General features: G+C 65.3%; 19 protein-coding genes. 8 read left to right on the top strand and 11 right to left on the bottom strand.

The window, feature by feature from the left end:
- Positions 1 to 5: 5 nt before the first annotated feature.
- Positions 6 to 743 carry a class I SAM-dependent methyltransferase gene (locus A3E77_RS02195; protein WP_293643270.1) on the bottom strand — a complete coding sequence of 246 codons (738 nt, stop codon included), beginning with the start codon at positions 741 to 743 and terminating at the stop codon, positions 6 to 8.
- A 93-nt stretch (positions 744 to 836) separates the two neighbouring features.
- Between A3E77_RS02195 and mutM the strand changes: the two genes are divergently transcribed.
- The 3 genes from mutM (at position 837) to dnaA (ending at position 3956) form a co-directional block, all read left to right on the top strand.
- Complete coding sequence (gene mutM, locus A3E77_RS02190; RefSeq protein WP_293643288.1) at positions 837 to 1646, top strand: bifunctional DNA-formamidopyrimidine glycosylase/DNA-(apurinic or apyrimidinic site) lyase; 810 nt, start codon at positions 837 to 839, stop codon at positions 1644 to 1646.
- Positions 1647 to 1832: 186 nt separating this feature from the next.
- A complete protein-coding gene (rpsT, locus tag A3E77_RS02185; RefSeq protein ID WP_037514171.1) occupies positions 1833 to 2096 on the top strand; it encodes a 30S ribosomal protein S20 in 264 nt (87 codons plus the stop codon).
- 498 nt (positions 2097 to 2594) lie between these two features.
- Positions 2595 to 3956 (top strand): chromosomal replication initiator protein DnaA, encoded by a 1362-nt coding sequence (dnaA, locus tag A3E77_RS02180; protein WP_293643287.1) that lies wholly within the window; start codon positions 2595 to 2597, stop codon positions 3954 to 3956.
- A 102-nt stretch (positions 3957 to 4058) separates the two neighbouring features.
- On the opposite strand, the gene A3E77_RS02175 is transcribed toward dnaA, so the two are convergent.
- The 4 genes from A3E77_RS02175 to secB form a co-directional block, all read right to left on the bottom strand.
- On the bottom strand, positions 4059 to 4757 hold the full coding sequence (locus A3E77_RS02175) for a DUF4136 domain-containing protein (protein ID WP_293643269.1): 699 nt from the start codon (positions 4755 to 4757) through the stop codon (positions 4059 to 4061).
- Between the two features lie 171 nt (positions 4758 to 4928).
- Positions 4929 to 5927 carry a tryptophan--tRNA ligase gene (gene trpS / locus A3E77_RS02170; protein ID WP_293643268.1) on the bottom strand — a complete coding sequence of 333 codons (999 nt, stop codon included), beginning with the start codon at positions 5925 to 5927 and terminating at the stop codon, positions 4929 to 4931.
- 21 nt (positions 5928 to 5948) lie between these two features.
- Complete coding sequence (murJ, locus tag A3E77_RS02165; RefSeq protein ID WP_293643267.1) at positions 5949 to 7526, bottom strand: murein biosynthesis integral membrane protein MurJ; 1578 nt, start codon at positions 7524 to 7526, stop codon at positions 5949 to 5951.
- A gap of 171 nt (positions 7527 to 7697) precedes the next feature.
- The gene (gene secB, locus A3E77_RS02160) at positions 7698 to 8213 is read right to left on the bottom strand and encodes a protein-export chaperone SecB (RefSeq protein WP_293643266.1); all 516 of its coding nucleotides are present in this window, start codon (positions 8211 to 8213) and stop codon (positions 7698 to 7700) included.
- A gap of 283 nt (positions 8214 to 8496) precedes the next feature.
- Here secB and A3E77_RS02155 point away from each other — a divergent pair, with 283 nt between their 5' ends.
- From A3E77_RS02155 to A3E77_RS02145, 3 genes are read left to right on the top strand one after another with little or no spacing between them, the layout of a single operon-like run.
- Complete coding sequence (locus tag A3E77_RS02155; RefSeq protein WP_458574402.1) at positions 8497 to 9129, top strand: Tim44/TimA family putative adaptor protein; 633 nt, start codon at positions 8497 to 8499, stop codon at positions 9127 to 9129.
- Between the two features lie 4 nt (positions 9130 to 9133).
- Positions 9134 to 10459 (top strand): murein transglycosylase A, encoded by a 1326-nt coding sequence (gene mltA, locus A3E77_RS02150; RefSeq protein WP_366652606.1) that lies wholly within the window; start codon positions 9134 to 9136, stop codon positions 10457 to 10459.
- 1 nt (position 10460) lies between these two features.
- Entirely contained in the window at positions 10461 to 11036 is a 576-nt protein-coding gene (locus tag A3E77_RS02145) for a Smr/MutS family protein (RefSeq protein WP_293643264.1), read from the top strand.
- Here the strand turns inward: A3E77_RS02145 and dapE are convergent.
- Complete coding sequence (gene dapE / locus A3E77_RS02140) at positions 11033 to 12166, bottom strand: succinyl-diaminopimelate desuccinylase (protein WP_293643263.1); 1134 nt, start codon at positions 12164 to 12166, stop codon at positions 11033 to 11035. The genes A3E77_RS02145 and dapE overlap by 4 nt on opposite strands.
- A 119-nt stretch (positions 12167 to 12285) precedes the next feature.
- On the opposite strand from dapE, the gene A3E77_RS02135 reads away from it, so the two are divergent.
- Positions 12286 to 12753: a cupin domain-containing protein gene (locus A3E77_RS02135; RefSeq protein WP_293643262.1), complete on the top strand. Its 468-nt coding sequence runs from the start codon at positions 12286 to 12288 to the stop codon at positions 12751 to 12753.
- Positions 12750 to 13370, top strand: coding sequence for a LysE family translocator (locus A3E77_RS02130; RefSeq protein ID WP_293643261.1), 621 nt, complete (start codon positions 12750 to 12752; stop codon positions 13368 to 13370). The genes A3E77_RS02135 and A3E77_RS02130 overlap by 4 nt, the downstream gene beginning before the upstream one ends.
- On the opposite strand, the gene A3E77_RS02125 is transcribed toward A3E77_RS02130, so the two are convergent.
- The 5 genes from A3E77_RS02125 to rnpA form a co-directional block, all read right to left on the bottom strand.
- The gene (locus A3E77_RS02125) at positions 13367 to 14038 is read right to left on the bottom strand and encodes a glutathione S-transferase family protein (RefSeq protein WP_293643260.1); all 672 of its coding nucleotides are present in this window, start codon (positions 14036 to 14038) and stop codon (positions 13367 to 13369) included. The genes A3E77_RS02130 and A3E77_RS02125 overlap by 4 nt on opposite strands.
- Positions 14039 to 14232: 194 nt before the next feature.
- Entirely contained in the window at positions 14233 to 14895 is a 663-nt protein-coding gene (gene yihA, locus A3E77_RS02120) for a ribosome biogenesis GTP-binding protein YihA/YsxC (protein WP_293643259.1), read from the bottom strand.
- A complete protein-coding gene (gene yidC, locus A3E77_RS02115; RefSeq protein ID WP_293643258.1) occupies positions 14892 to 16646 on the bottom strand; it encodes a membrane protein insertase YidC in 1755 nt (584 codons plus the stop codon). The genes yihA and yidC overlap by 4 nt, the downstream gene beginning before the upstream one ends.
- A 44-nt stretch (positions 16647 to 16690) precedes the next feature.
- Positions 16691 to 16903, bottom strand: a complete 213-nt coding sequence (yidD, locus tag A3E77_RS02110; protein WP_039570339.1) for a membrane protein insertion efficiency factor YidD — start codon at positions 16901 to 16903, stop codon at positions 16691 to 16693.
- Positions 16904 to 17003: 100 nt separating this feature from the next.
- Positions 17004 to 17220: ribonuclease P protein component (gene rnpA / locus A3E77_RS02105; RefSeq protein ID WP_293643257.1), on the bottom strand; the 217-nt coding region annotated here is incomplete at its 5' end.

Genomic DNA, 17220 nt, shown 5'->3' with positions numbered 1-17220 from the left:
GGCTCTCACGCTTTCCACCCGCTGTGGATCGCGACGAGACCGCCCAGAATCGGCTCGACCTTGACCGAGGTAAAGCCCGCTTCGCGGATCATCTCAGCGAATTTGGGCATCGGCGGAAAGCGGCGGATCGATTCGATCAGGTAACGATAGCTGTCCTCGTCGTCGGCGATAAGCTTGCCAAGCTTGGGGACGAGGTGGTGCGAATAGGCATCATAGGCCTGCGCGAAGCCCGGCCATTCGTTGGTCGAAAATTCGAGGCAGAAGAAACGCCCGCCGTAGCGCAGCACGCGATGCGCTTCCTTCAGCGCCGCGGGGATGTCGGTGACGTTGCGGATGCCGAAGGCGATCGTATAGGCGTCGAAAAACTGGCCGGGAAAGCTCAGCTTTTCGGCGTTCTGTTCGCTCCATACCAGGCTGTCGACGCCGCGTTCGGCGGCGCGCTCCATCCCGACGCCCAGCATGTCGGGGTTGATGTCGGCAACGGTGATGCTCGCGCCGGAACGCTCCATGCGAAAGGCGATGTCGCCGGTGCCGCCCGCCATGTCGAGGATCGTCTCGCCCGCGCGCGGCTTGACGCGGCGCACGAAGCGGTCCTTCCACAAACGGTGCATCCCACCCGACATCGCGTCGTTCATGATGTCATATTTGCGCGCGACGCGGCTGAAGACCTCGCCGACCATGGCGGTCTTTTCGCCCGCGGGCACCTGTTCGTAACCGAAGCTGACGGTATCGGGAGTGACCATGGATTGCGTGCCTTTTGTGGGGAGATTTTCTGCTGCGACGGCCTTTAGCCGGGCCTTGTCGTGCAAGCAAATGCCAGTTACCGCGATGTCGAAATGCCCGAGCTACCCGAAGTCGAAACCACCATCCGTGGACTGGCGCCTTTCCTTCAGGGGCAAAGGCTGGCCGCGGTCACGACCTTCCGCCCCGATCTGCGTCGGCCCTTTCCCGCCGACCTCGCCCAGCGGCTCACCGGCGCAACCGTTACCGGCTTGTCGCGGCGCGCCAAATATGGCGTCATCTCGACCGACCGCGATGACCATATGATCTTTCACCTCGGCATGTCGGGGCGCTGGCGCACCGAAGGGGGCGATGCGGGAAAGCATGATCATCTGCTGCTCGAAACCGCGGGGCACAGGTTGTTCCTGCACGATCCGCGTCGTTTCGGGTCGGTCGATCTGGTGCGCGGCGATCCGTTGCGCCTGTTTGCCGCCTTTGTGACGCTCGGCCCTGAACCTTTGTCCGACGCGTTCGACGCCGCCTATCTGGCGAAGGCCCTTGCCGGGCGCCGCGCGCCGATCAAGGCGATGCTGCTCGACCAGACGATCGTCGCCGGGCTCGGCAATATCTATGTCTGTGAAGCGCTCAACATGGCGCGCATTGCACCGACCAAGGCCGCGGCCGATGTGTCGAAGGCGAAGCTCGCCGCGCTGGTGCCCGCGATCAAGGCGGTGCTGATCGCGGCGATCGCCGCAGGCGGATCGACCTTGCGCGATTTCCTCAGTCCCGATGGCGACCTTGGCTATTTCGCGAAGGACTGGCGCGTCTATGGGCGCGAGGGCGAGGCGTGCGAATGTGGCGGGACGATTTCGCGGATCGTGCAGTCGGGCCGATCGACCTTCTTCTGCCCCAAATGCCAACGGTAAGGCGCGCGGCTGCTGCAATAAGCATTGACCAAAAGCGCCAGGCTGGCTATGCGCGCACCCTTCGAGCAGGGTCCGGGCTACCGGAACCGGCCGTATCCGGACATTGATTCGCCTGTTTGCGCGATTCGGCTGCTCCGGTGACGCTGTGCTCCGACCGAACTGAGACCGTTTGAAACCGAGGAATTTATGGCAAATACGCCCCAGGCAAAGAAGCGCATCCGCCGCAACACGGCGCGCACCGTCGTGAACAAGAATCGCGTTTCGCGCATTCGCACGCTCGTGAAGAAGGTCGAAAACGCTGTCGCCGCTGGTGACAAGGATGCGGCCGCGACCGCGCTGAAGGCAGCGCAGCCCGAAATGGCGCGCGGCGTTGCCAAGGGTGTGCTGCACAAGAACACCGTGGCTCGCAAATTCTCGCGCCTGACCAAGAGCGTGAACGCGATCGCCTGATCCGGCTGTCCCGAAAGGGAACAAAAAGGACCCGCTGGCATCCCGCCCGCGGGTCCTTTTTTGCGTCCTGCATTGTGACAGGCCGATGGCAATAGTGTTGCAGCGCGGTAAGTGACGGATTTACTGCGATTCGTTGCCTTGCGGATGGTTTTCACTGATTAAAATACTGAAACTATTCAATAAAATGGGGCATTCGCGCGATTCCGGGACCCCGGATGAGTCAAGATTTTTATTTCAGTATTTTTACATGGCCAGCCCTTGATCGACTCGCCGCCCCCTGACTAGACAGGTGCGTCGTCGGCCTTCGCCGGTGGCCGCCACATCGACATGATTCGCGACTTTTCGGGCTGCTTGTCCGGATGGGATGCCTGTGCCCGGCGCAGGTGACGAATCGGCGCGTGGACGGCTGCCCGAGACCCGGCACGAGGGGACCTGAGGGGGCGGTACAGCGTGACGGAAAGCGGCAATCAGCATGGCAATGGTGCACAGGGTGAAGCGATGAGCGGTGATGCCGCAGCGCTTTGGCCGCGCGTTGCCGAAGGGCTGCGCCGCGATCTGGGCGTGCGCACTTTCGATCATTGGCTGAAGCCCGTGCGCTTTGCCGATTATTGCGCGTTGTCGGGCGTCGTGACGCTCGAAACCGTCAGCCGCTTTTCGGCGAACTGGATCAACGAACGCTTTGGCGACCGGCTGGAGCTGGCATGGCGGCAGCAGCTGCCGACGGTTCGCGGCGTCACCGTGCGCGGCGGTGCGGCGGCGAATGAGCGCGCCACGGTCCTGGCCGCGGCGCCGCTGCCGAGCTTCGAGACCCGCCCGGCACCCGCAGCGAACCCCGCGCTGCTCGGTTTCGATCCGCGCCTGTCGTTCGATCGCTTCGTCGTTGCGCGCAGCAACATCCTCGCCGCCAACGCCGCACGCCGGATGGCGATGATCGAAGCGCCGCAATTCAACCCGCTTTACCTGTGCTCGGGCACCGGACAGGGCAAGACGCACCTGCTCCAGGCGATTGCGCAGGACTATGCTGCGGCGCATCCGACTGCGAACATCATTCTGATGTCAGCGGAAAAATTCATGCTCGAATTCGTCGGTGCGATGCGCGGCGGCGACATGATGGCGTTCAAGGCGCGGCTGCGCGCCGCCGACTTGCTGCTGCTCGACGATTTGCAGTTCGTGATCGGCAAGAATTCGACGCAGGAAGAGCTGCTCCACACGATCGACGACCTGATGACCGCGGGCAAACGTCTCGTCGTCACCGCCGACCGCCCGCCGGCGATGCTCGACGGGGTCGAGGCGCGGTTGCTGTCGCGCCTGTCGGGCGGGCTGGTTGCCGATATCGAGGCGCCCGAGGATGACCTGCGCGAACGGATCATCCGCCAGCGCCTGGCCGCCATGCCGATGGTCGAGGTGCCGGACGACGTCGTCGCTTATCTGGTCAAGCATTTCACGCGCAACATCCGCGAACTCGAAGGCGCGCTCAACAAGCTGCTCGCCTATGCCGCGCTTACCGGAACGACGGTCGATTTGGCGCTGGCGCAGGACCGGCTCGCCGAAAATGTCCGCACCGCGCGTCCGCGCATCACGATCGACGAGATCCAGCGCGCGGTGTGCGCACACTACCGGCTCGACAAGTCCGAAATGGCGTCGAAGCGCCGCGTCCGCGCGATCGCCCGCCCGCGGCAGGTGGCGATGTATCTGGCGAAGGAACTGACCCCGCGCTCCTATCCCGAAATCGGACGCCGCTTTGGCGGGCGCGATCATTCGACGGTGATCCACGCCGTCCGCACGGTCGAGGCGCTCCGCGTCGCCGACAGCGAACTCGATGCCGAAATCGCGGCGATCCGGCGCAGTCTCAACAGCTGATCCACAATTTTATCCCCAAGTTATACCGGGATTTTCAACAGCAACAAAAAGGCCCGCCTTCCGATCGGATGGCGGGCCTTTTGCTTGGGCGTTGAAGGCGGGTCAGCCCTTTTCGGGCGGCGCCACGGTAATCCGCACCCGCTCGCCCGAATTGCCGGGGAAGCCGGTGAACATCGCTTCGACCAGGTTCGGGACGATGGTCTGGAGGTTGTTGTCGCGCGATTGCGCCTCGGCGTGGCCTTCAAACAGCCGCGATCCGTCCGCGGCGCGATTGATCTGAAGGTTCAGGCCGCTGGTATAAACGGTGTAGCTGCTGACGTCGGTGCCGCCCCAGCCGGGGCCGAAACCGCCCCACAGGAACGGATCGCGATAGCCATAGACATAACGGCGGCCGCCGCGGCCGGTGACGATCACGGGGCGATAGAAGCCGCGGCCATAATAGCCGCCATATCCGCCGTACCAGGGGTCGCCGAAACCGGGGCTCGACACGATGCGCTCGCGGCCCTTGTCGACGCCGTAATCCATGCGGACGACCAGGTCGGCGCGTTCGCCATTCGCCGCGGGGCGATAGCCGTAGCGGGTCAGCTCGCCGGCGACCAGATTGGCATATTGGCCGAATTCGATCCCGCCTTGCAGCGCGGGGTTATTCGCTTCGACGACAAAGCTCTGGCCCTGCGGCGCCGGAAGCTGCGTCTGGAAACGGGCGACATCCGCCCTGAACGGCGTCGCGCAACCGGCGAGCGCCAGTGCCGCGCCCGTCATGGCGGCCAGGCCCAGTCGCTTCAGGTTTATCTTGCTCATCGTCTTGGCTCCGTCGTTCGGGAAGCGCCCCTAAGTCGCGCTATCGTACCATAGACTATGCCGACGCGACTTAACCTTGGTTGAACTCGTTTCGTCGCGTGGCAGTTCCATGTCTCGATATGGGGACGCGGACGGCAAAGACAAGAAATTTCGCCTGCGAACAGCGCGGTGTCAGCGACACAGCCCCAGCGCGGCATAGGCGGCGTCGAGTGTCGGCCGGGCCAGCGCCGTCGCGCGCGCCGCGCCATCTTCCAGCGCGGCGTCGATTGCCGCCGGATCGGCCTTCAACGCACCGAGCCGCGTCGCGATCGGCCGCAAGGTTTCGACGAGCAGGTCGCCGAGCGCCGGCTTGAACGCGCCAAAGCCCTGACCGGCGAAGCGCGCGAGCACCGCATCGACACTTTCGTCAGCCATCGCGGCATAGATGGCGACGAGGTTGCGGGCTTCGGGGCGTCCCTCCAGCCCGGCCGCTTCCGATGGCAGCGGTTCGGCATCGGTCTTTGCCTTGCGGATTTTCGCCATGATCGTGTCGGCATCGTCGACCAGGTTGATGCGGCTTGCATCGCTCGGGTCCGATTTCGACATTTTGGCGTTTCCGTCGCGCAAGCTCATGATCCGTGCTGCCGCGGCGGGGATCGTCGGTTCGGGCAGGGTGAAAGTCTCTGTCCCCGTATCGAGGTTGAATTTCGTCGCGATGTCGCGGGCCAGTTCCAGATGCTGTTTCTGGTCGTCGCCGACAGGAACATGCGTGGTCTGATACAGCAGCACGTCGGCGGCCTGAAGCACCGGATAGGCATAAAGCCCGACGCTCGCGCCCTCGCGATTCTTGCCCGATTTTTCCTTGAACTGGGTCATCCGGTTCAGCCAGCCGATGCGCGCGGTGCAGAAAAGCAGCCATGCAAGTTCGGCGTGGGCGGGGACGCGCGCCTGGTTGAACAGGATCGCCTTGGCGGGATCGATGCCCGCCGCCATCAGCGCCGCCGCCATCTCGCGCGTGTTCGCGGCCAGTTCGGCGGGGTCGTTGTGGACGGTGATCGCGTGCAGGTCGGCGAGGAAATAGAGCTTCTCGCCCTCCATCTCGTCCTGCATCCGCACCCAGTTGCGGATCGCGCCCAGATAATTGCCCAGATGCAAATTTCCGGTGGGCTGGATGCCCGATAGCGTCCGCATGTCGATCGTCCTGTCTGCTGTTTAAACTTGCCGTCGGCGCAGCTGGCCGACGGTGTCGCGATTGACCACGCCGAACAGGATGGCGCAACCAAAGAATATGATTGCGCCCGTCGCCACCAGCGCGCCGAGTGCAAGGACGCGGTCGACCAATCCGCCGGTAAAGGCGTCGCCTGCCAGCGGGATCGCGTAATCAAGCCCGGCCGCCATCGCCGCCGCCGCGAGGATGATGCGCGCGATCCGTCCCGCGACCCGCCCGGTCAGGCGGAACAGCCCCTTGCGGTGCAGGATGGCGTAGAGCATCGCGACATTGCACCATGCCGCGGCCGACCCCGCCAGCGCCAGCCCGACAATGCCGAGCCGCGGGATCAGCAGCAGGTTGAGCGCGATATTGACCAGCAGCGAAAGCGCCGCGGTCCACACCGGCGTGCGCGTATCCTTGCGCGCGAAGAAATTGGGGACCAGCACCTTGACCAGCACATAGGCGGGCAGGCCGACGACCAGCCCGCCGACGACCGCGCCGGTCGCCAGCCCGTCGGCGCGGCTATATTGCCCGCCGACATAGAAGGCGCTGGTGATCGCGGGGCCGGCGACGAACAGTGCCACCGCGGCGGGCACGGTCAGCAGCATCGCGAGTTCGACCGCATTGCTTTGCAGGCGAACGGCGCCGTCGCGATCGTCCTGCGCGACGAAGCGCGACAGCGCCGGCAGGATCGCGGTGCCCAGCGCAATGCCGATGATGCCGAGCGGCAGCTGGTTGAGCCGGTCGGCCATCGCGAGATAGGTGATGCTCTTGTCGGGCAGCGTCGCGATGAAAAACAGGTCGATGAATCGGCTGATCTGATAGACCCCGGCGCCGAACACCGCGGGCAGGATGAGCACCCCCATCTCGCGCACCCCGGGCGTCAGCCGCGGACGCCGGAGCATCGGCCGGAAGCCCGACCGCCGCACCCAATAATAAAGCCAGGCAAGTTGGAACAGTCCGGCAAGCGAGACGGAAACCGCGAGGTAAAACCCCGTCGCGGCCTTCGCCGCGTCCCCGCCATCGCCGGTGGCAAGGCCCAGCAACAGCGCGCCGATCAGGCAGATGTTGAGCAGGACGGGCGCCGCCGCGGCGGCGGCGAAACGCGACAGGCTGTTAAGAATCGCCGCGAACAAGGTCGCGACGCTCATAAACGCCAGATAGGGAAAGGCGATGCGGGCCATCAGGACCGCGAGGTCGAAGGTTCCATCGTCGGCCTGAAGCGTGTCGCTTGCAAACAGCCCCATCACCCACGGCATGACGATCAGCAACAGCGCCGAAAAGACGATCAGGATCGGGATCAGCACCGATAGTACGGCATCGGCAAAGGCGCGCGCTTCGCTATGGTCGCCCTCCTTCGTCATCCGCTGGTTGAACAGCGGGACAAAGGCGGCGGCAAACGCGCCCTCTGCAAACAGGCGGCGAAAGATGTTGGGCAGTTGGAAGGCGAGCTGCCACGCGTCGGCGACGCCGCCGGCCCCGAGGATGCGGCTCAGCAGCATGTCGCGCGCGAAGCCGAAGATGCGGCTGACCAGGGTGAGGCCGCCGATCGTCCCGACGTTTTTGAGGAGGTTGCTCATCGCTCAAGCCCCTCCCCGTCAGGGGAGGGGGTGGGGTGGGGGCTATCAGCCTTGCGCGAGCCCGATAGGCTCCAACCCGCTCGACTGGGGTCCGGCGGCGCCGAACCGAGTCTCACTGCCCCTCCCCTGAAGGAGAGGGGCGGATCTATGATCGCCCCGTATGGCAGTTAGTTAAGCCTGGCCGACCGCGACGTCGCCCGCCTGCTCGGCCTCGACCTGCTGGACCTGCTGCATGAACAGGCCGTGGAAATCGATCGGTTCGAGCAGCAGCGGGGGGAAGCCGCCGTCGCGGACCGCATCGGCGACGACACGGCGCGCAAAGGGGAACAGGATGCGCGGGGCTTCGGCCAGGAAGAAGGGCTGGAGCTGGTCGTCGGGGACGTTGCGCACGCCGAACAGGCCGGCATATTTCAGGTCGATCACAAAGCTGGTGCCCTGATCGGTTTTCGACGTGACGTCGATCTTCAGCGTCACTTCGTACAGATTCTCGCCGACGGCGTCGGCGGCGATGTTGAACTGGACATCGACCTGCGGCGCGTCCTGCCATTGATAGACCGCAGGCGCATTCGGATTTTCAAACGACAGATCCTTCACATATTGTGAAATCAGGCCAATCGCCGGGCTCGTGTCTTCGCCGTTCGGCTGAAGGGCGGGGTTGTTGATGTCGGCGCTGGTCTCGTCGGCCATGATGAAGCTGCTTTCACTGGAAAGATGGACACAATATCCGCATCCGCGCACCCGTGGCGGGACCGCGGCGGACGGTTGCCGCGGCGCTTAGCAGCGCCCGGCAACGAGCACAATGGGCGCCCTGTCGGCCGCGATAGTTAAGGGCGAATCGTTGACCCGCCGACCGCCAGCGGCCATGGTCATTTGAAACTGGCTGGCGTATCGCCTATGTATCAGCCAATATGTTTCCATTGCCTGCATTGGACTTTTGCCCGTGACTGCTTTTTCGATCGTCCTGCTCGCCATGATTGCGGCCTTTCTGGGCATGCGGCTCTATTCGGTACTCGGCAAACGCACCGGGCACGAACAGGAACCCGTGCTGCCGCGCGAACGCACCGCGGCGGCGCCCGTACGGCTTGACGAGGCAGACGGGTCGCAAGCCGCGACGTCGGCGCCCGCCGACACGTCGGGCCTCGTTTACGAGCCCGCCGCCGAAGCCGGGCTGCGGCAGCTTTTGGCGACCGACCGCAATTTCGATGCCGGCCGCTTCATGGAAGGCGCCGAGGCGGCGTATCGCATGATCCTTGAGGCCTATTGGGCGGGCGACCGCGACACGCTGCGCGATCTGTGCGACGACGACAGCTACGAAGCCTTTGCCGACGCCATCGCGGCGCGCGAGGGGCGCGGCGAAACGCTTGAAAACCGCCTGATGGGGATAGATTCGGCAAAAATTACCGATGTCGAACTGAACCGCGGCGAGGCCCGTATTACCGTGCGCTATCGCGCTGACATCAGTGCGGTCACGCGCGATGCCGACGGCAAGCTCATCGCCGGATCGATGAGCGACGCGGCGCAGACCGACGATCATTGGACCTTCCGCCGCCAGATCGGCAGCGGCGATCCGAACTGGCTGCTCGACGAAGCCGAATCGGCCTGAGCTGGTGATCCTGACCGTCGCGGCGCCGCGCGCGCTCGCTTTCGGATTGGTGTTGCTCGCCGCGCTGCCGCTGCTTTCGGGCTGCGCTTCGGTCGTTCCCGCGACGGACCGCATCCCCCCCGCAATCGCCAACCCCGCGCCGCCGCGGCCGGTCGGAACGCCGCGCCCCTATGTGCCGCGCCCGTCGGAGCGTCCGGCAGCCGCGGCCCAGCCCGTCCCCGCGGTCGCGCGCGCACCGCTTCCGGCGCCAGCGGTTCCGGTCGAGGCGGCGACCGCGGCGGCAAGTGGCGTGATCGCCGGTCCCGATTTCGCGGCGCTCGGCGTTACCGCGCAGCAGGCGGCGGCGGCGCTGGTCGCCTTTCGGATCAGCTGCCCGTCGGTCCAGCGCCGCGCCGACACCAGCGGCCTGACGCAGGGTGCCGATTGGGCCGAGAGCTGCGCCGCGGCGAAAAGCTGGGCCGACGATGATGCCTCGGACTTCTTCGCCCGCCATTTCGGCACGGTGCAGGTCGGCCCGGGCACGGCCTTCGTCACCGGCTATTATGAACCCGAAATCGCCGCCTCGCGTACAAAGCAGCCCGGCTATGACGTCCCCATTTATCGCCGCCCCGCCGACCTGATCGAAGTCGACCTCGGCCAATTCGCTGACGATTTGAAGGGCCGCAAGATCCGGGGCCGCGTCGATGGCGGCAATTTGGGACGCTATTACGACCGCGCCGCGATCGAAAGCGGGGCGCTCGACGGGCGCGGGCTCGAAATCGCTTATGCCGCCGACGCCGCCGAATTCTTCTTCCTGCAAATCCAGGGGTCGGGTCGCCTGCGCCTTCCCGATGGCGACGTCATGCGCATTGGTTACGACACGCAAAACGGCCGCGGCTATGTCGGTATCGGCAAGCTGCTGCTCGATCGGGGCGAGTTGCAGCGCGGCCAGGCGTCGATGCAGGGCATTCTCGATTATCTGCGCGCCGACCCGGTGCGCGGCGCGGCGGTGATGAACGAGAATCCGAGCTGGGTCTTTTTCCGCGAACTCACGGGGCCCGGCCCGCTCGGTGCATTGGGCGTGCCCGTCACCGGCCGCGCCAGTGTCGCCGCCGATCCCAAATATGTGCCGCTCGGCGCGCCCGTTTTTCTCTCGCTCGACCGCGCCGAGCCGAACGGGCTGTGGATCGCCCAGGACACTGGCGGCGCGATCAAGGGCGCCAACCGTTTCGACAGCTTCTGGGGCGCGGGCGACGATGCCCGGGCAATCGCCGGCGGGATGGCGGCGCGCGGTTCGGCGCTGCTGCTGCTTCCGCGCGCCAGCATCGCGCGGCTGATCCCGGCGGCTTGATGTGCCGCGTCGCCTCGCCCCCGAGGAAAGCGCGCTGTGGAAAAAGGTCGCCGCGACGGTAAAGCCGCTCGCCAAGGCAAAGGCGCCGCTCGCGCCGGTCGCACCGCCGACCGTCAGCCCCCCGAAACCGACCCCGCGCAGCACCGCCGCCCCCGCTGCCGCACCGCGTCCCGCGACGAAACTGCCGCCGCCGCGCCGCACCCACCAGGCGGCCACGCTCGACGGCCATTGGGACCGGCGGCTGCGCAAGGGGCTCGTCCGCCCTGACCTCAGCATCGACCTCCACGGCCATAGCCTCGCCTCGGCGCAGGCCCTGCTGGACGATGCGGTCGGGCGGGCGCTGATGCGCGGTGCGCGCGTGTTGCTCGTGGTCGCAGGGCGGCTGCGTCCGGGCGCCGACCGCCTGCCGCAGATGCACGGCGACCCGCGCCCGCGCGGCGCGATCCGCGCGTCGTTGCCCGACTGGCTTGCCTATTCACCCCACGCCGACCAGATCGTCGCGCTGCGCCCCGCGCATATCAGCCACGGCGGCGCGGGTGCGGTCTATGTGATATTGCGCCGGGCGCGCGAGGATTAGAGGAAAGCGCGCATCAATATGCCGCGATAAATCGCCGTCAACGTGCGGATATCCGCCACCGCCACCGCTTCGTCCAGCTTGTGCATGGTCGCATTGGTCAGCCCGAATTCGACCACCGGGCAGAGCGCGTGGAGGAAGCGTGCATCCGACGTGCCGCCGGTGGTCGACATGTCGGGCATGACATCGGTTTCGGCGTGGATGGCTTCGGCAACCAGCGCCGACAGGTCGCCCGGCGGGGTCAGGAAGGCTTCGCCCGAAACCTTGCCGACCACTTTGGCGTTCGGTTCGACATCCTGCGCGATGCGTTCGACCATCGCGACCAGATCGGCGCCGCGATGCCGGTCGTTGAAGCGGATCGACAGCCGCGCGCGTGCCGAAGCGGGAATGACGTTGGTCGCGCCGTTGCCGACCTCGATGTCGGTAAATTCGATGTTCGACGGCTGGAACCAGTCGGTCCCGGCGTCGAGGCTGACCGAATCGATCTCCGACAAGATCTTGACCAGCTTGGGGATCGGATTGTCGGCGAGGTGCGGGTAAGCGACATGCCCCTGCGTCCCCGGCACGTCGATCCAGATATTGACCGATCCGCGCCGCCCGATCTTCACGATGTCGCCCAGCCGGCTCACCGACGTCGGTTCGCCGACGACGATCATGTCGGGCCGGATGCCGCGCGCATCCATATGTTCCATCAACGCGCGGGTGCCGAAGATCGCCGGGCCTTCCTCGTCGCCGGTGATGATCAGGCTGATCGTTCCCGCCTCGACCGGCGTCGCGGCGGCGGCGGCAACGAACGCGGCGATCGATCCCTTCATGTCGACCGCGCCGCGGCCATAGAGAAAATCGCCGCGGATTTCGGGGGCAAAGGCGTCGCCGGTCCAGCCGACACCGGGCGGCACGACGTCGAGATGCCCGGCAAAACCAAAATGGACGGGACCGCTGCCCCGCCGCACCGCCAGCAGGTTTTCGACCGGCCCGTCGGGCTCGATCCCGTCGATGAACCGCTCGACGGTGAAACCGAGCGGCGCGAGCGCAGCCTCCAGCGCGTCGAACACGGCGCCGGTGGCGGGCGTGACGCTCGGCGCGGCGATCAGCGCCTGGGCGAGTTCGAGGGGGTCGGTCATTGTCGTCATCAACGCCCTTTATCCGTTCGTGTCGAGCGAAGTCGAGACACCAATCGTCCTTGCGCCGTCCCGACGGGCATCTCGACTTCACTCGATGCGAACGGCAAGAGGGAGGCAGGAGGATTGCCATGCCCAAACTCGACCTCGACACCATTCCGCAAACCAACACCACCGGCTATCCCCCGCCCTATGACGCGCCCGTGCAGGGGCGCTGGTATCGCCGCCTTGCGCCGCCCACCGGCCTCAGCGATTTCGCCGCGAGCCATGTCGTGCTGAAACCCGGTGCCTGGTCGTCGCAGCGCCACTGGCACGACGGCGAGGACGAGATGCTGGTGATGATATCGGGCGAGGCGGTGCTGGTCGAGGACGACGGGCGACAAACCATGCGACCCGGCGATATTGCGGTGTGGCCGAAAGGCAGCGCCAACGGCCATCACCTGATCAACGAATCGAACGCCGACTGCGTGTTCGTCGCGCTCGGCGGCGGCAAGAAATATGACACCGGCGGCGGCTATTCGGACATCGACATGATGTTCACGCCCGACGGCTATTTCCATAAGGACGGCACGCCCTATCCGACGACGCGGATTCCATGAGCGCTGCCGACTGGCTTGGTTTCGCGCTGGCGGTGCTGTTGATCGAATTGACCCCGGGCCCGAACATGGCGTGGCTCGCGGCATTGTCGCTGGGCGAAGGGCGCCGGTCGGGGCTGGCGGCAACGGCGGGGGTTGCCATCGGCCTGTTCGTGAACGCGCTGGCCGCTGCGTTCGGTATCGCTTACATCGTTGCCGAAAGCGCGGCGCTGGCTCAGGCGCTGCGCTGGGGTGGTGCGGCCTTTCTATTGTGGCTGGCCTGGCAAAGCTGGCACGATGCAGGCGAAAATTCGCCGGCGATCCTTGGCGCTCCCGGCCGATCGCGACGGCATTTCCTGTCGGGCCTGACGGTCAATTTGCTCAATCCAAAAGCGATGCTCTTCTTTGTCGTCGTCATTCCCCAGTTCAATGGCGGAGAGATACCGGGCTTCGCGGTGGCGCTTGCACTCGCACTGGTCAGCATTGTTATCGCTACGGCCGTCCATCTGGCGATTGTCCTTGGAGCCAGCCGGATCGGGGGATGGCTGAGTGATCCGGTGCGCACGCGGACGATCCGTCGCCTGCTGGCGCTCGCTATGGTCGGGGTGGCGATCTGGTTCGCGGCGTCGGCGGGGAGCTAGGCTGACGGCGTGCCCTCGAACTTTTCGATGATCCAGTCTTCGGCCTGCGCGCCGCCGATCCATTCCTGCATGCACGGGTGGCTGATTACCGCCTGGGCATAAGCGGCGGCAAAGCGCGGCAGCGGGATCGAGTAGGTGATGAAGCGCGTGACGACCGGCGCGAACATGATGTCGGCCGCCGACCAGTTGCCAAAGAGGAAATCGCCTTCGCCGCCGAAGCGCGCGCGTGCCTCGGCCCAGATCTGGAAGATGCGGACGATATCGGCCTGCACTTCGGGCAGCAGGTCGGCGGCGGGATAGATGCGCCGGATGTTCATGCTGTGGTTGCGGCGGAGCGCGGCAAAGCTGGAATGCATTTCGGCGGCCATCGACCGCGCCATCGCCCGCGCCGCCATGTCTTCGGGCCAGAAAGCCTTGGTGCCGCCGGTCTTTTCGTTGAGATAGTCGATGATCGCCAGGCTGTCCCACACGACGATATCGTCGCCGTCCCACAGGATCGGGACCTTGCCGCCCGACGGCGCGAACTCGTCGCCTTCGCGCCGCTGGCTCCATTGCTCGTCATAGAGCGGGACGGTGACTTCCTCGAACGGCAGGCCGCTGTGCTTGACCGCGAGCCAGCCGCGCAGGCTCCAGCTGGAGTAGGCCTTGTTGCCGATGAACAGTTTCATGCGATCTCCTTTTCCCTCCCCCTTTGACGGGGGAGGGTTGCGCAGACTTGCCAGCTTGCTGGCTAGTCGAAGCTGGGAGAGGGTGATGCGAGCCGAAGGCTCGCGCGGCCTGAAGGGCCGCAACCCCTCTCCAAGGTTCGGTAGCGGGCAAGCCCGCAACCTGCCCTATCCTCTCCCGCAAGGGGAGAGGATTATTAGATTTCCACCGCTTCCAGCACCGCCGTCCGCAATTCCGCAATCCCCATGCCCTTTTCGCTGCTAGTCGCGATCACTTGCGGGTGCGCGGCGGGGTGTTTGCGCGCTTCGGCCTCGGTCGCGACCTGCACCGCTTCGAGTTCGGTGGCCTTGATCTTGTCGGCCTTGGTCAGCACGATGCGATAGCTGACCGCCGCGGTGTCGAGCATTTCGAGCACGTCGCGGTCGACATCCTTGATCCCGTGGCGGCTGTCGATCAGCACCAAGGTGCGTTTCAGCACCGCCCGCCCGCGCAGATAGTCGTTGATCAGGAAGCGCCATTTCTTGACGACATCCTTTGGCGCCTTGGCAAAGCCATAGCCGGGCATGTCGACGAGGCGAAAGATCAGCGGATTCTCGCCGACGTCGAAATAGTTCAGCTCCTGCGTCCGCCCCGGCGTCACCGATGTGCGCGCGAGCCCGTTGCGATTGGTCAGCGCGTTGAGCAGCGACGATTTTCCGACGTTCGATCGGCCCGCGAACGCAATCTCGGGCACGCCGGGCGCGGGCAGATGCTGGAGCGCGGGCGCCGATTTCAGGAACGTGATCGGCCCCGAAAACAGCTTGCGCGCGCGTTCCGCCCGTCCGGGATCGGCGCCTGGGTCGAGTTCGATCTCGCTCACTTCGCCGGGGCCGCCTTCAGCGCCGGGAACTTGCGATACATCCACTGCTGCTGCCCGATCGACAGGATATTGTTGGTGATCCAGTAGAGGAGCAGGCCCGCCGCAAACGGCGCCATGATGAACATGAACAGCCACGGCATGATCTTGAACACCTGTTGCTGGACGGGGTCGGTCGCCTGCGGGTTGAGGCGGAACTGGAGCCACATGGTGATGCCGAGGATCACCGCCAGCACGCCGATCGCGAGGAACGACGGCGGGGTGAAAGGCAACAGGCCGAACAGGTTCAAAATGTGCAGCGGATCGGGCGCCGACAGATCCTTGATCCACAGGATGAACGGCTGGTGCCGCATTTCGATCGTCAGCATCAGCACCTTGTAGAGGGCATAGAAGATCGGGATCTGGATCAGGATCGGCAGGCAGCCGGCGAGCGGATTGATCTTCTCGTCCTTGTAGAGCTTCATCAGCTCCTGCTGCATCTTGGGCTTGTCGTCCTTGTGGCGTTCCTGCAGCGCCTTCATCTTCGGCTGGACGAGGCGCATTTGCGCCATCGACGAAAATTGCCGGTTGGCGATCGGGAACATCAGCAAGCGGATGATCAGGGTCAGCGCCATGATCGCGACGCCGAAATTGCCGACCTGCTTGAACAGCCAGTCGAGCAGCTTGAAGATCGGCACCTCGAAAAATTCGAACCAGCCCCAGTCGATCGCGTTCGACAGGCGCGTGATGCCCTGATCATTCTCATAGGCCTGCAGCGTGTAGACTTCTTTCGCGCCCGCGAAAATGCGGCTGGTCGTCGTGACCTGCGTGCCCGGAGCGACCGATGCGAAGTCGCGCGCGAACAACGTCTGGTAATTGTTCGCGGCGGGCGAACTGATTGCCGCGGTTACGCGTTCGCCCTTGGCCGGGACGATGGCGGCGAGCCAATATTTGTCGGTGAAGCCGAGCCAGCCCGCCGAATTATAACGGACGGCGCGGTTCGGCGCTTCCTCGACATCGTCATAATCGGTGTCGAACACCGACTTGCCGTCCAGATAGCCCGTCGGGCCGACGTGGATCGTGATGCTATCCTGCTCGTGCGGATCGGTCGGCTTGCCCAGCCGGTCGATCAGGGCAAAGCTGCTCGCGCTGACGACAGCCGTGCCGGTGTTGGCGATCGTCTGCTTCGCGGTGATCAGATAATTGGCGTCGATGCTATATTCGATGCGGAATGTCTGGCCGGTGGTGTTGGCCCAGCGCAAGGTCACCGGCGTCGTCGGGGTCAGCTTGCTGCCCGTGGCGGTCCAGACCGTATTGGCGTTCGGCACCTGGATGCCCTGCGCCGCCCAGCCGAGGCTGGCGAAATAGGCGGCGGGGGTGCCGCCCGGCGCGAACAGGCGCACCGCGGGCGAATCCTTCTGGATCGTCTGGCGATATTTGGTGAGCGTGATGTCGTCGATGCGCGCGCCGACCAGGTTGATCGAACCGTTGATGGCGGGGGTTTCGATCGGCACGCGATTGCCGGCCGCCAGAACGGTTTCGACCGGGCGGATCGCCTGCGTCGGCGCGGCCGCGGGAGCGCCCGCCGTCGGCAAGGCGCTGGGCTGGCCCTGCGCCGCCGGGGCGGCGGCGGGGGCGCCATTGGCCCCGGCGACCGTCTTGGTCACGTCGGGCTTGTCGGGCGTCGGAAAGAATGTCTCCGAAACGAAGTTCCAGCCGATCAGGATAGCCACCGACAGCAATATTGCCGCGATCATGTTCCGCTTGTCGTCCACGCTCTTCGGTCTCTCTTCGTATCAAGAATGTCGGGGATGGCGCCTTACGGCACCGGGTCGTGGCCGTGGCCGCCCCAAGGATGGCAGCGCAATAGCCGCTTTGTCGCCAGCCAGCCACCCTTGATCGCACCATGGCGCTGGAGCGCGGTGATCGCATAGGCGCTGCACGAGGGCGAATAACGGCAGGTCGGCGGCAGGATGCGCGAGGGACCGATTTGCCAGCCGCGCGCGATCAGGATGAGGAGTTTGGCGATCATGCCGGGGCCCCGGAAAACGGCGCAACTTCACGCGCGATTCGTCCCATTTCGTCACCCCGATCAGGTCCGGGGTGACGATGGAGGGGAGGGGCCAAACGCATCACGCCTTCGCGGCCAATTTCTTCGCCGCGCGCTTCAACGCCGAATCGAGATGCTCGCCAAGTTCGGCAAAGAGGATGTCGTTGCCGCCGGGGCGGCCGATCAGCACATGGTCGGCGCCGGATATGCCCGATTCGGGCAGCGCCGCGCGCGCAAGTTCGCGAAAGCGCCGCTTCATCCGGTTGCGGGTGACGGCGTTGCCGACCTTCTTGCTGACG

It is taken from the genome of Sphingopyxis sp. RIFCSPHIGHO2_12_FULL_65_19 (genome assembly GCF_001830555.1).
Taxonomy (GTDB): Bacteria; Pseudomonadota; Alphaproteobacteria; order Sphingomonadales; family Sphingomonadaceae; genus Sphingopyxis.
The sequence above is the reverse complement of the archived record's forward strand: the minus strand, read 5'-3'. Positions and strand labels throughout refer to the sequence as shown.